The following is a 12,212-nucleotide window of genomic DNA, read 5'->3' as shown; positions in this document are numbered from 1 at the left end:
AGATAAAGAAAGCGAACAATGCTAGGATTTTGTTAAACGGAATTCTAAGTATTGTTCGCTTTTGTGGTATAATAAATACTATGCATAAGAAACCGACATCAGCCTATGTGCATATTCCGTTTTGCACACAGATTTGTTATTATTGTGACTTTTCAAAAGTCTTTATTAAAAATCAGCCAGTAGACAGCTATCTAGAGCATCTACTGCAAGAATTTCATTCTTATGATATTCGAAAATTGCGTACACTCTATATTGGTGGTGGGACACCGACTGCCTTGTCTGCTTCTCAATTGGAAGTTTTGTTAGATGGATTGACTAAAAACCTGGACTTATCAATGTTGGAAGAGTTAACCATTGAGGCTAATCCTGGTGACCTGGATGCTGATAAGATTGCTGTTTTGAAAAATTCTGCAGTTAATCGTGTATCACTAGGAGTTCAGACCTTTGATGACAAAATGCTGAAAAAAATTGGGCGTAGTCATACGGAAAAGGATATTTATGAAAATATCGATCGTCTCAAACTTGCTGGTTTTGATAATATTTCCATTGACTTGATTTACGCACTTCCTGGTCAGACTATGGACCAGGTTAGGGATAATGTTGCCAAGGCTATTTCCCTTGATATTCCTCATATGAGCCTCTATAGTTTGATTTTGGAAAATCATACGGTCTTTATGAACCGTATGAGACGTGGGAAATTACCTCTTCCTAAGGAAGAATTAGAAGCTGAGATGTTTGAGTATATCATTGCAGAGCTAGAAAAAGCTGGTTTTGAGCATTACGAAATTTCAAATTTTTCTAAGCCAGGCTTTGAAAGTCGACATAATCTCATGTACTGGGATAATGCCGAATATTATGGAATAGGTGCGGGAGCATCTGGTTATGTAGATGGTGTTCGCTATAAAAACCATGGGCCTATCCGCCATTATCTAAAGGCAGTAGAAGAGGGGAGTGCCCGTATCAATGAAGAACACCTGAGTCAAAGGGAGCAAATGGAAGAAGAGATGTTTCTCGGCCTTCGCAAGAAGTCAGGAGTTTCCATGGCACGCTTTGAAGAAAAATTCGAACGGTCTTTCCAGGAACTGTATGGAGAAATCGTCAAAGACTTGATTCAACAAGGTCTCATGCAGCTTGATGGTGATCGTGTTCGCATGACCAAGAGAGGTCTCTTTTTAGGAGATACAGTAGCAGAACGATTTATATTGGAGTAAAATTATGGGCTTAACTTATCAAATGAAGATGAAAATTCCTTTTGATATGGCTGATATGAATGGCCATATCAAGTTGCCAGATGTTATTTTGTTGTCCCTGCAAGTATCAGGAATGCAGTCAATTGAACTGGGAGTGAGTGACAAGGATGTTTTAGAACAGTATAATCTGGTCTGGATTATCACAGATTATGACATTGATGTGGTTCGTTTGCCTCGTTTTGCAGAGGAAATCACCATTGAAACAGAAGCCTTGACCTATAATCGTCTCTTTTGCTACCGCCGATTTACTATTTATGATGAAGCTGGTCAAGAAATCATTCATATGCTAGCTACATTTGTCCTTATGGATCGTGAAAGTCGAAAGGTTCATCCTGTAGTACCAGAAATTGTCGCCCCTTATCAATCTGAGTTTTCTAAGAAACTGGTCCGTGGGCCAAAATATAGAGAGCTGGAAGAAGCGATAAGCAAGGATTATCACGTTCGTTTCTATGACTTAGATATGAATGGTCACGTCAATAACAGCAAATACCTGGACTGGATTTTTGAGGTCATGGGAGCCGATTTCCTTACTAATCATATCCCTAAAAAAATTAACCTTAAATATGTTAAGGAAGTTCTACCAGGCGGAATGATTACTTCTAGTTATGAATTAAATGGATTAGAGAGTAATCATCAAGTCACAAGTGATGGTGACATCAATGCTCAAGCAAAGATAACTTGGCAGAGAATAGATTAAATTAACAAAAGGAGAAAGAAATGAGAATATTTTTAAGCTGGTCGGGAGATAGAAGTAAATACTTGGCGAAATGTTTTAAAGAATGGCTTCCCAATGTTTTACAATATGTTGAACCCTATATGTCAGAAAAAGATATAAAACTCGGAGAGCGGTGGGGGAAAAGCATAGAAGAAAATTTGCGTTCTAATGATTTTGGTCTGGTATTTGTTACACCAGAAAATATAAATGCACCATGGATAAATTTTGAAGCAGGTGCACTATCAAAATCATTGCAATCTCGTTTGGTTCCGATTTTGTATAATGCAGAGGTTACTATTTTAAATAATGGTCCCCTTAAGCAATTTCAATCGTCAAAAGAAGTTTCAAAAGAATCGATTAAACAGCTAATTCTGGATATAAATGAGTTTGCCGAGGATTCAGAATGCTTGAAATTAGAACGGGTTGAAACAGCGTTTGAAAAGTGGTGGGAAGATTTAGAGAATAATTTAAATAAGACTCCTGAAAATACTGAAGTTAAAGAGCAAAAAATCCCATCAAATGAGGAAATGTTAAATGTTATATTACATGAGGTTAAGAATTTAAGAGAACTTAATAGAAATCCTATAAGAAAGATCCCTAAGATATTTAATATTCCAAACGAACTATTGGATGATTTAGAAAAAATAAAGTTTGATCTTTCTAATATGATGGAAGACGCAGTAGAATTTGATATTGATGAACCAAAAATTGAAACATTAAAGATTGATATAACTATAATTTCAAATGTTATATCATATCTACAGAATTATAGACGAGAAATGAGAATAAATGACTTATAAAGGATATTTAATTGATTTAGACGGAACGATCTATAAGGGGAAAGATAGAATCCCTGCGGGGGAGGCTTTTGTTCACGAGTTACAAAAAAGAGAGATTCCTTATCTTTTTGTAACAAACAACACCACTCGTACACCTGAAAGTGTTCAAGAGATGTTAGCCAATCAGTTTAACATTGACACGCCTGTATCGACGATCTATACTGCAACTTTAGCTACAATTGATTACATGAATGACCTAGGACTTGAAAAGACAGTCTATGTCATCGGAGAAGCAGGCCTAAAGGAGGCCATCCAAGCAGCAGGGTATGTCGAAGATAAAGAAAATCCAGCCTATGTAGTTGTTGGTTTGGACTGGCAAGTAGACTATGAAAAATTTGCTACGGCAACCCTAGCTATCCATAAAGGTGCTCACTTTATCGGTACCAACCCTGATTTGAACATCCCGACGGAACGAGGTCTTTTGCCTGGTGCTGGTTCACTGATTACTCTTCTTGAAGCAGCAACTCGCGTAAAACCAGTTTATATCGGAAAACCAAACTCGATTATTATGGATAAGGCTGTTGAACACCTAGGACTTGAACGCCAAGACATTATCATGGTGGGGGATAATTATCTTACTGATATTCGAGCTGGTATTGACAATGGCATTCCTAGCCTTTTGGTGACGACAGGATTTACAAAACCTGAAGAAGTAGAGGATTTGCCAATTGAACCAACTCATGTCCTTTCAAGTCTAGCGGAGTGGAATTTCGATGAAAACTAAGTTTACTTTTGTAGGAAGTATTCTCTTTCTCCTCTCGCTTGCAATTTTATTGACCATTTACCTGGCTTGGTTGGTCTATCCTCAGGAAATTTCTTGGTTAAACTTGACAAGTCGTGTTCATCTGCAACCTCAGACCATCCAGCATAATTTTAATGTTTTGATGGATTATTTGACCAATCCATTGAGTCAAGCATTGGAAATGCCAGATTTTCCTTCGTCTGCCTCTGGAATCCATCATTTTGCAGTTGTGAAGGGACTTTTCCATCTTGCTCAAGGAGTAGCAGTAGTAACTCTACCGATTTTCTATCTTTTTTGGAAGCAAGTTATTCAGAAAGGTTTTCTGCCACTTTATCGTAGAGCACTCTTAATCATACTTTCTCTACCTTTGGTTCTTGGTTTAGTTGGTGTCTTCATTGGTTTTGAACAATTCTTTACCTTGTTTCATCAGATTCTATTTGTAGGTGATGATACCTGGTTGTTTGATCCAGCTAAAGATCCAGTCATTCTCATCCTACCAGAGAACTTTTTCCTCCATGCCTTTCTCCTATTTTTCTGCTTGTATGAATTGATTTTTGGATTTATGTACCTACAGAGTCGAAAAACAAATAGATAAGTGAAGAAAAGTCTTACTGATTCCAAATAAAATGTAGGAAGAAACTATCGTTTATAACATGAATATTTCTATATTTAAGCAAACCATTCATATGTGATTCCAAAAAACCTATTTTTCTTGAAAAAGTAGGTTTTTTTACGGAAATAACTAGTCAAGCGCTTTATTTTTTTGTATAATAGAAATAGAAAAGTATGTAAAGAAGAGGAAAGCATGATTACACTATTTTTATCACCGAGTTGTACATCATGTCGTAAAGCAAAGGCCTGGCTCGAGAATCATAAAGTGCCATTCCAAGAGCATAATATTATGACCAGCCCTTTAACGAGAAAAGAACTGCAACACATTCTTTCCTTGACCGAAAATGGTACTGATGACATCATCTCGACTCGTTCAAAGATTTTTCAAAAATTGAATATTGATGTAGAGAGTATCTCAGTATCGGAGTTGCTTCATTTAATTGAGCAGTATCCGAGTCTTTTGCGTCGTCCGATTATTATTGACGCAAAACGGATGCAAATCGGTTTTAATGAAGATGAGATTCGTGCTTTTCTCCCTCGTAGTTACCGTAAACAAGAACTGAAAGAAGCTACATTGAGAGCTGGTATTAATTAGATGAATAAACAGTATAGTTACCCACTAGATTTGTCGTGGAGCACTGAAGAACTTGCTTCAGTGCTTTCTTTTTTTAATGATGTTGAAGCAGCCTATGAGACTAAGATAGAAGCAAAGAAACTACTAGATTCCTACAAGGGATTCAAAGCGGTTGTTCCAAGCAAGAGTGAAGAGAAACGCTTGGGCCGTGAATTTGAATCTGCGAGTGGTTATTCCTTCTATCGAGTTGTCCAATTAGCCAAAGAACAAGGGGAAGGGAAGATTTCGCTTGGAAAATAAATTTGTGTTTGCCAAAGAGATAGTCAAGGAAGCAGGAGACTATATTCTAGCTCACATGCAGGAAGAATTGCATATTGAGAGAAAATCATCTCCTACAGACTTGGTGACTCGTTTGGACAAGGAAGTTCAGAATTTTTTGGTTGATAGGATTCGTTCGCATTATCCTGATGACCAATTTTGTGCAGAAGAGGGCTGTCTGCGTGCTTCAGTTGGATATGGATCTGTTTGGGTCATTGATCCCATTGATGGTACTAACAACTTTGTCGCCCAAGGTGAAGATTTCGCCATTATGGTAGCGTATTTTGAAAACGGTGTGGGTCAGTTTGGGATCATTTATGATGTCATGAAAGGTCATTGTTATCATGGAGGAGGTGCTTTTCAGGCCTGTCTCAATGAAGAACCCTTGCCTAATTTTAAGGATAAGCCCTTGCGTGATTTTCTGATTGCGAGTAATGCTGGTATGTTGGAAACAAACGCTTGTGGTGTAGCAGAATTGGCTAATGCTTCACTTGGTGTACGAATATATGGAAGTGCAGCTATCAGCTTTTCAAAAATCCTCTCAGGTCAGCTATTGACCTATATCACCTACCTCCAACCTTGGGACTATGCTGCAGCTAGTATCATAGGAGAAAGTTTAGGGTATCAGATTGTAACCTTAACTGGAGAGCAGGTGGATTTTCAGACACGACAACCAATTATGATGGTTCCAACTGACAAGTTGGCAGAAATCCAATCCTATATCTATGAAAGGAAATAAACTTACATGCAATTTCCAGAAGGATTTGTAAAAAAATATGAAGCAATATTGGGAGATGAGGCAAGAGCTTTTCTTGCCTCTTTTGATGATGAGGCAGTTTCTGCCTTTCGCATCAATCCCTTAAAAGAAAGCCAAGTTTCTTTTTCAGATGCTATTCCAAATACACCCTGGGGCTACTATGGAAAGGTTTCTGGAAAATCTCCTGAGCATGTAACAGGTTTGGTCTATTCCCAAGAACCTGCTGCACAAATGGTTGCACAAGTAGCTCAACCAAAACCAGGTATGAAGGTCTTGGACTTGGCAGCGGCTCCCGGTGGTAAATCCACTCAACTGGCAGCCTATCTTGCAGGCGGAGGTCTTCTTGTTTCCAATGAAATTTCTAGCAAGCGAGCAAAGATTTTGGTTGAAAATATGGAACGGTTTGGAGCGTCAAATGTAGTTGTGACCAATGAATCTGCCGATCGTTTGGCTAAAGTGTTTAAGGGATATTTTGACCTAATTGTTCTAGATGCTCCATGTTCTGGAGAAGGAATGTTCCGAAAACAGCCAGATGCTATGGATTATTGGAGTGTAGAATATCCAAACCAATGTGCTGACTTGCAGCGTGAAATTCTAGAGGATGCAGTAACCATGTTGGCTGATGGTGGTCGTTTGGTTTATTCAACCTGTACTTGGGCGCCAGAAGAAAACGAAGAAATTATCCAATGGTTACTGGATAACTATGATTTTGAGTTGATCCCAGTTCAACATATCAATGGAATGGTCCCTGGGATTGACTTACCTGAAGCCGCTAGAATGTATCCACATCACTTTAAGGGAGAAGGACAGTTTGTTGCCCATTTACAATTTCGAGGGGAAAATAAAGTCTCTAAGTTCAAGCCTTCTAAATCCAACCTCTCTCGAGAACAGATTTCCTTATGGCAGGATTTTGAGAAGAAACATTTAAAAGAGAAACTGGCTGGAGTCCTACAGGTTTTTGGAGACCAACTGTATTTATTGCCAGAAGGTCTACCAGATTTGGGTAAACTTAGGATTGCACGAAACGGACTTCATCTTGGAACCTTTAAGAAAAAACGTTTTGAACCAAGTTTTGCACTTGGCCTAGCTTTGAAACCAAGTCTAGTCAATCAAGGAATTGAAATTCATCAAGAGGACTTTGTTAAGTATGTAGCTGGTGAAACAGTTCAATTATCTGAAAGTCTGCCAAATGGCTGGTACCAAGTTTTGGTAGCTGGAAATGGTTTAGGTTTTGCAAAAGTGACAGGAAATACATTAAAGAATTATTTCCCTAAGGGCTTGAGGTTTAAGGTGAAAAACTAGTCAAAATCAGTATTCTATGTTATAGTGGAAGTATGGATTTTTTGCATAAAACATAGAAAAATAGGGCGAAATTCTAAGCTATTCATCATTATTTTCAAGGAGACAAATAGTGAAAAAATTAAAAAAACTCACACTCTCTCTTGCGACTCTTTTACTTGCTGGTTCGTTAGTAGGATGTGCAAGTTGGATTGATCGTGGGGAGTCTATGACGGCTGTTGGTTCAACTGCTCTCCAACCTTTAGTCGAGGCGGCTGCAGATGAATTTGCATCAGCTCACATCGGAAAAACAGTCAATGTCCAAGGTGGAGGTTCTGGTACAGGACTGTCGCAGGTTCAGTCAGGAGCAGTAGATGTCGGCAACTCCGATGTATTTGCAGAGGAAAAAGACGGTATTGATGCCTCAGCCTTAGTCGACCATAAGGTAGCTGTCGCAGGTTTGGCTGTTATTATCAATAAAGAAGTAGATGTTGATAATCTAACGACCGATCAGCTCCGACAAATCTTCACAGGGGAAATTACCAACTGGAAAGAAGTCGGTGGGAAAGATTTAGCCATCTCTATTATCAACCGTGCGGCAAGTTCAGGTTCTCGTGCGACTTTTGACAGTGTGATCATGGATGAGCAATCAGCAATGCAAAGTCAGGAACAAGATTCAAATGGGATGGTCAAATCAATTGTTTCTCAAACCCCTGGAGCTATTTCCTACCTAGCATTTGCCTATGTTGATGATTCTGTTGGGACTATCAAACTCAATGGTTATGAACCAATTTCAGAGAATGTAACCACGAATAATTGGCCTTTGTGGTCTTATGAACATATGTATACACTTGGTGAGCCAAATGAATTGGTTGCCGAATTCCTAAACTTTGTCCTTTCAGACGAAGCTCAGAATGGAATCGTTAAAGGAATGGGTTATATTTCAGTTAAGGAAATGAAGGTTGAAAAAGATGCTGCAGGTACTGTGACAGCGCTAGAAGGGAGCCAATAATGAATCAAGAAGAATTATCAAAAAAATTGCTCTCTCCTTCAAAAAATTCTCGGCTTGAGAAATTAGGAAAAGGGCTAACCTTTGCCTGCCTTTCTTTGATTGTTATCATTGTTGCAATGATTTTGATTTTCGTGGCTCAGAAAGGCTTATCGACCTTCTTCGTCAATGGTGTTAACATTTTTGAATTTTTATTTGGACAGACTTGGAACCCTTCAGGGAAACAATTTGGTGCTCTTCCGATGATTTTAGGTTCCTTTATTGTTACAATCCTATCAGCTCTTATTGCAACACCATTTGCCATTGGGGCTGCAGTCTTTATGACAGAAGTATCACCAAAAGGGGCAAAGATTTTGCAACCTGCTATTGAACTCCTAGTCGGGATTCCTTCAGTAGTTTATGGATTTATCGGATTGCAGGTCGTGGTACCGTTTGTACGTACTGTCTTTGGTGGAACAGGTTTCGGTATTTTATCAGGGATTTTCGTTCTCTTTGTTATGATCTTGCCGACTGTAACCTTTATGACAACTGATAGCTTACGTGCAGTTCCTCGTCACTACCGTGAAGCTAGTTTAGCTATGGGAGCAACTCGTTGGCAGACTATCTGGCGTGTAACCTTGAAGGCGGCACGTTCAGGTATTTTTACGGCAGTAGTCTTTGGTATGGCGCGTGCTTTCGGTGAAGCACTAGCTATTCAGATGGTGGTCGGAAACTCAGCCGTTGTCCCAACTTCATTGACAACACCTGCTGCGACTTTAACCTCTGTTTTGACCATGGGTATCGGTAATACCGTTATGGGAACTGTTGATAATAATGTTCTTTGGTCACTAGCCTTAGTATTGCTTTTGATGAGCTTGGCCTTTAACAGTGTGATTAAATTGATTACGAAAGAAAGAGGAAAGAAAAACTATGCACGCTAAGAAATTAGATAAACTTGCTACAGCTGTCCTCTATACCATCGCAGGAATCATTGTGACCATCCTTGCTTCCTTGATTCTCTATATCTTGGTTCGAGGCTTACCTCATGTTTCTTGGTCCTTCTTGACTGGAAAATCATCTTCTTACCAAGAAGGTGGTGGTATTGGAATCCAGCTTTATAATTCCTTCTTCCTTTTGGTCATTACCTTATTCATCTCTGTACCTCTATCAATGGGGGCTGGAATTTATTTGGCTGAATATGCAAAAAAAGGTCGTGTTACCAACTTCGTTCGTACCTGTATTGAAATTTTATCTTCACTGCCATCAGTCGTAGTCGGTCTCTTTGGTTACCTCATCTTTGTAGTTCAGTTCGAGTATGGATTTTCCATTATTTCTGGTGCCTTGGCTTTGACTGTCTTTAACCTTCCACAGATGACGCGTAATGTTGAAGACAGTTTGAAACACGTTCACCATACGCAACGTGAGGCTGGTTTGGCGCTTGGGCTTTCTCGTTGGGAAACAGTTCTTCATGTCGTTATCCCCGAAGCCCTACCTGGTATTGTAACAGGGATCGTGCTTGCATCAGGTCGTATCTTTGGTGAAGCTGCAGCCCTTATCTATACAGCAGGACAATCAGCACCAGCCCTTGACTGGTCTAACTGGAATGTCCTTAGTGTAACCAGTCCAATCTCAATCTTCCGTCAAGCAGAAACCTTGGCTGTTCATATCTGGAAAGTCAACAGTGAAGGAACTATTCCTGATGGAACACTTGTTTCAGCAGGTTCTGCTGCGGTGCTCCTCATCTTTATCTTAATCTTTAACTTTGGAGCACGTAAACTCGGAAGCTATCTACATAAGAAATTAACCGCAGCCTAAAGGAGAAGCCATGTCAAAATATAATTGGGATGAAAGGCATATCATTACTTTTCCAGAAGAAAAAGTGGCACTCTCTACGAAGGATTTACATGTTTACTATGGTAAGAATGAATCCATCAAGGGCGTGGATATGCAATTCGAAAAAAATAAAATTACAGCCTTGATTGGTCCGTCGGGATCTGGGAAATCAACCTACCTACGCAGTCTCAACCGTATGAATGATACCATTGATATTGCAAAGGTTACAGGACAAATTCTCTATCAAGGAATTGACATCAACCGTCCAGAAATCAATGTTTATGAGATGCGTAAACATATCGGAATGGTCTTCCAACGTCCAAACCCATTTGCTAAATCAATCTACCGCAACATCACCTTTGCACATGAACGTGCAGGAGTTAAGGATAAGAAAGTTCTTGATGAAATTGTAGAAACCTCACTTCGCCAGGCTGCCCTCTGGGACCAGGTCAAAGATGACCTTCACAAGTCAGCCTTGACGCTTTCAGGAGGTCAGCAGCAACGTCTTTGTATCGCCCGTGCAATCTCTGTTAAACCGGATATTCTCTTGATGGATGAGCCAGCATCAGCCTTGGATCCGATTGCGACAGCTCAGCTTGAAGAAACCATGTTGGAGTTGAAGAAGGACTTTACCATTATCATCGTAACTCACAGTATGCAACAAGCTGCGCGTGCTAGTGATTATACAGGATTCTTCTACCTGGGTGACTTGATTGAGTATGATAAAACTGCAAATATTTTCCAAAATGCTAAGCTACAGTCAACAAATGACTATGTAACTGGACACTTTGGTTAGAGAGGAAATAGTATGACAGAACCGATTTTACAGGTTTCAGACCTGTCAGTCTATTACAATAAAAAGAAGGCCTTGAATAGTGTTTCCTTATCATTCCAACCCAAGGAAATTACAGCCCTTATCGGTCCGTCTGGATCTGGGAAGTCAACACTTCTAAAGGCTATTAACCGAATGGGTGACCTTAATCCTGAAGTGACGACAACTGGATCAGTGGTTTATAACGGTCACAACATCTATAGTCCTCGTACCGATACAGTTGAATTGCGTAAGGAAATTGGAATGGTTTTCCAACAACCTAATCCTTTCCCTATGTCTATCTATGAAAATGTTGTCTACGGTCTCCGTATCAATGGAGAAAAGGACAAGCAGGTTTTAGATGAAGCAGTGGAGAAGGCTTTACAACGTGCCTCAATCTGGGATGAAGTCAAGGACCGTTTGCATGACTCTGCTATTGGTCTTTCAGGTGGGCAACAACAACGTGTTTGTGTGGCACGTGTATTGGCGACTAGCCCTAAAATCATCCTTTTGGATGAACCAACTTCAGCCTTGGACCCTATTTCTGCTGGTAAGATTGAGGAAACATTGTATGGTCTAAAAGACAAATACACCATGCTCTTGGTTACTCGTTCTATGCAGCAAGCATCTCGAATCTCTGATAAGACAGGCTTTTTCCTCAATGGAGATTTGATTGAATTTAACGATACCAAGGATATGTTCCTCTATCCTCAACATAAGGAGACAGAGGACTACATTTCAGGTAAATTTGGATAAGGAGTGAGAAGATGTTACGATCTCAATTTGAAGAAGATTTAGAGAAATTGCATAATCAGTTTTATGCTATGGGACAAGAAGTTCTTTCCCAAATCAATCGTACCGTACGTGCTTTTGTAACGCATGACCGTGACATGGCTAAAGAAGTCATTGAGGAAGATGCAGAAGTAAACGAATACGAAGTGAAACTTGAAAAGAAATCATTTGAAATGATTGCCCTACAACAGCCAGTTTCACAAGACTTACGTACAGTTTTAACAGTTCTAAAAGCTGTGTCAGACTTAGAACGTATGGGTGACCATGCTGTATCTATCGCAAAAGCAACGATTCGTATGAAGGGTGAGCAGCGTATCCCTGCAGTTGAAGAAGAAATTAAAAAAATGGGTCGTGAAGTAAAAAACTTTGTTGAAGCCGCTTTAGAACTTTATTTGAATGGTTCTGTGGATCAAGCCTATGAAGTTGCAACCATGGATGAAAATATCAACCATTACTTTGATAATATTCGAGACCTAGCTACAGAAGAAATCAAAAAACATCCAGAAGCTATCGTCACAGGTCGTGATTATTTCCAAGTTATTTCTTACTTGGAACGCATCGGTGACTATGCAAAAAATATCTGTGAATGGGTTGTTTACTTTGAAACAGGTAAGATTGTAGAATTATAAAGTATTCAAATGATAAAATTATTGTAAAAGCTTACTTTTTAGGCTCTTTGTCAACTGTAGTGGGTTGATGAAAA

General features: G+C 39.4%; 15 protein-coding genes. All 15 read left to right on the top strand.

What is annotated here, in order from left to right:
• The first annotated feature begins 80 nt into the window (after nt 1–80).
• The 15 genes from hemW (at nt 81) to phoU (ending at nt 12,138) form a co-directional block, all read left to right on the top strand.
• Entirely contained in the window at nt 81–1,211 is a 1,131-nt protein-coding gene (hemW, locus tag HMPREF2837_RS07870; RefSeq protein WP_049548260.1) for a radical SAM family heme chaperone HemW, read from the top strand.
• Nucleotides 1,212–1,215: 4 nt separating this feature from the next.
• A complete protein-coding gene (locus tag HMPREF2837_RS07865; protein WP_049548259.1) occupies nt 1,216–1,947 on the top strand; it encodes an acyl-[acyl-carrier-protein] thioesterase in 732 nt (243 codons plus the stop codon).
• Nucleotides 1,948–1,967: 20 nt separating this feature from the next.
• On the top strand, nt 1,968–2,765 hold the full coding sequence (locus tag HMPREF2837_RS07860; RefSeq protein ID WP_049548258.1) for a toll/interleukin-1 receptor domain-containing protein: 798 nt from the start codon (nt 1,968–1,970) through the stop codon (nt 2,763–2,765).
• Nucleotides 2,755–3,528, top strand: a complete 774-nt coding sequence (locus HMPREF2837_RS07855) for a TIGR01457 family HAD-type hydrolase (protein WP_049548257.1) — start codon at nt 2,755–2,757, stop codon at nt 3,526–3,528. Before HMPREF2837_RS07860 ends, HMPREF2837_RS07855 begins: the two co-directional genes overlap by 11 nt.
• Complete coding sequence (locus HMPREF2837_RS07850; protein ID WP_049548256.1) at nt 3,518–4,141, top strand: TIGR01906 family membrane protein; 624 nt, start codon at nt 3,518–3,520, stop codon at nt 4,139–4,141. The genes HMPREF2837_RS07855 and HMPREF2837_RS07850 overlap by 11 nt, the downstream gene beginning before the upstream one ends.
• Nucleotides 4,142–4,351: 210 nt before the next feature.
• Nucleotides 4,352–4,753 carry a Spx/MgsR family RNA polymerase-binding regulatory protein gene (locus HMPREF2837_RS07845; RefSeq protein WP_045763368.1) on the top strand — a complete coding sequence of 134 codons (402 nt, stop codon included), beginning with the start codon at nt 4,352–4,354 and terminating at the stop codon, nt 4,751–4,753.
• Nucleotides 4,754–5,032 carry a UPF0223 family protein gene (locus tag HMPREF2837_RS07840; RefSeq protein ID WP_075230817.1) on the top strand — a complete coding sequence of 93 codons (279 nt, stop codon included), beginning with the start codon at nt 4,754–4,756 and terminating at the stop codon, nt 5,030–5,032.
• Complete coding sequence (locus HMPREF2837_RS07835) at nt 5,022–5,789, top strand: inositol monophosphatase family protein (RefSeq protein ID WP_075230816.1); 768 nt, start codon at nt 5,022–5,024, stop codon at nt 5,787–5,789. The genes HMPREF2837_RS07840 and HMPREF2837_RS07835 overlap by 11 nt, the downstream gene beginning before the upstream one ends.
• Nucleotides 5,790–5,795: 6 nt before the next feature.
• On the top strand, nt 5,796–7,109 hold the full coding sequence (locus HMPREF2837_RS07830; RefSeq protein ID WP_075230815.1) for an RsmF rRNA methyltransferase first C-terminal domain-containing protein: 1,314 nt from the start codon (nt 5,796–5,798) through the stop codon (nt 7,107–7,109).
• 109 nt (nt 7,110–7,218) lie between these two features.
• Entirely contained in the window at nt 7,219–8,097 is an 879-nt protein-coding gene (locus tag HMPREF2837_RS07825) for a phosphate ABC transporter substrate-binding protein PstS (RefSeq protein WP_075230814.1), read from the top strand.
• Nucleotides 8,097–9,014 (top strand): phosphate ABC transporter permease subunit PstC, encoded by a 918-nt coding sequence (gene pstC, locus HMPREF2837_RS07820; RefSeq protein ID WP_075230813.1) that lies wholly within the window; start codon nt 8,097–8,099, stop codon nt 9,012–9,014. Before HMPREF2837_RS07825 ends, pstC begins: the two co-directional genes overlap by 1 nt.
• The gene (pstA, locus tag HMPREF2837_RS07815) at nt 9,004–9,888 is read left to right on the top strand and encodes a phosphate ABC transporter permease PstA (protein WP_075230812.1); all 885 of its coding nucleotides are present in this window, start codon (nt 9,004–9,006) and stop codon (nt 9,886–9,888) included. Before pstC ends, pstA begins: the two co-directional genes overlap by 11 nt.
• A gap of 10 nt (nt 9,889–9,898) precedes the next feature.
• Entirely contained in the window at nt 9,899–10,702 is an 804-nt protein-coding gene (gene pstB / locus HMPREF2837_RS07810; RefSeq protein ID WP_075230811.1) for a phosphate ABC transporter ATP-binding protein PstB, read from the top strand.
• 12 nt (nt 10,703–10,714) lie between these two features.
• On the top strand, nt 10,715–11,473 hold the full coding sequence (gene pstB / locus HMPREF2837_RS07805) for a phosphate ABC transporter ATP-binding protein PstB (RefSeq protein ID WP_045763360.1): 759 nt from the start codon (nt 10,715–10,717) through the stop codon (nt 11,471–11,473).
• A gap of 11 nt (nt 11,474–11,484) precedes the next feature.
• A complete protein-coding gene (gene phoU / locus HMPREF2837_RS07800; RefSeq protein WP_045763359.1) occupies nt 11,485–12,138 on the top strand; it encodes a phosphate signaling complex protein PhoU in 654 nt (217 codons plus the stop codon).
• Nucleotides 12,139–12,212 lie beyond the last annotated feature (74 nt).

This window comes from Streptococcus sp. HMSC071D03 (genome assembly GCF_001812125.1).
GTDB lineage: Bacteria > Bacillota > Bacilli > Lactobacillales > Streptococcaceae > Streptococcus > Streptococcus pseudopneumoniae_N.
This window is presented reverse-complemented; position numbering and strand designations above follow the sequence as displayed.

Excerpts from the sequence above, each read along its gene's own strand:
- HMPREF2837_RS07860 (WP_049548258.1), top strand. The coding sequence starts at position 1,968 with ATGAGAATATTTTTAAGCTGGTCGGGAGATAGAAGTAAATACTTGGCG.
- HMPREF2837_RS07830 (WP_075230815.1), top strand. The coding sequence starts at position 5,796 with ATGCAATTTCCAGAAGGATTTGTAAAAAAATATGAAGCAATATTGGGA.
- pstB (WP_075230811.1), top strand. The coding sequence starts at position 9,899 with ATGTCAAAATATAATTGGGATGAAAGGCATATCATTACTTTTCCAGAA.
- pstB (WP_045763360.1), top strand. The coding sequence starts at position 10,715 with ATGACAGAACCGATTTTACAGGTTTCAGACCTGTCAGTCTATTACAAT.
- HMPREF2837_RS07840 (WP_075230817.1), top strand. The coding sequence starts at position 4,754 with ATGAATAAACAGTATAGTTACCCACTAGATTTGTCGTGGAGCACTGAA.
- pstC (WP_075230813.1), top strand. The coding sequence starts at position 8,097 with ATGAATCAAGAAGAATTATCAAAAAAATTGCTCTCTCCTTCAAAAAAT.
- phoU (WP_045763359.1), top strand. The coding sequence starts at position 11,485 with ATGTTACGATCTCAATTTGAAGAAGATTTAGAGAAATTGCATAATCAG.
- HMPREF2837_RS07850 (WP_049548256.1), top strand. The coding sequence starts at position 3,518 with ATGAAAACTAAGTTTACTTTTGTAGGAAGTATTCTCTTTCTCCTCTCG.
- HMPREF2837_RS07855 (WP_049548257.1), top strand. The coding sequence starts at position 2,755 with ATGACTTATAAAGGATATTTAATTGATTTAGACGGAACGATCTATAAG.
- HMPREF2837_RS07865 (WP_049548259.1), top strand. The coding sequence starts at position 1,216 with ATGGGCTTAACTTATCAAATGAAGATGAAAATTCCTTTTGATATGGCT.
- pstA (WP_075230812.1), top strand. The coding sequence starts at position 9,004 with ATGCACGCTAAGAAATTAGATAAACTTGCTACAGCTGTCCTCTATACC.
- hemW (WP_049548260.1), top strand. The coding sequence starts at position 81 with ATGCATAAGAAACCGACATCAGCCTATGTGCATATTCCGTTTTGCACA.
- HMPREF2837_RS07845 (WP_045763368.1), top strand. The coding sequence starts at position 4,352 with ATGATTACACTATTTTTATCACCGAGTTGTACATCATGTCGTAAAGCA.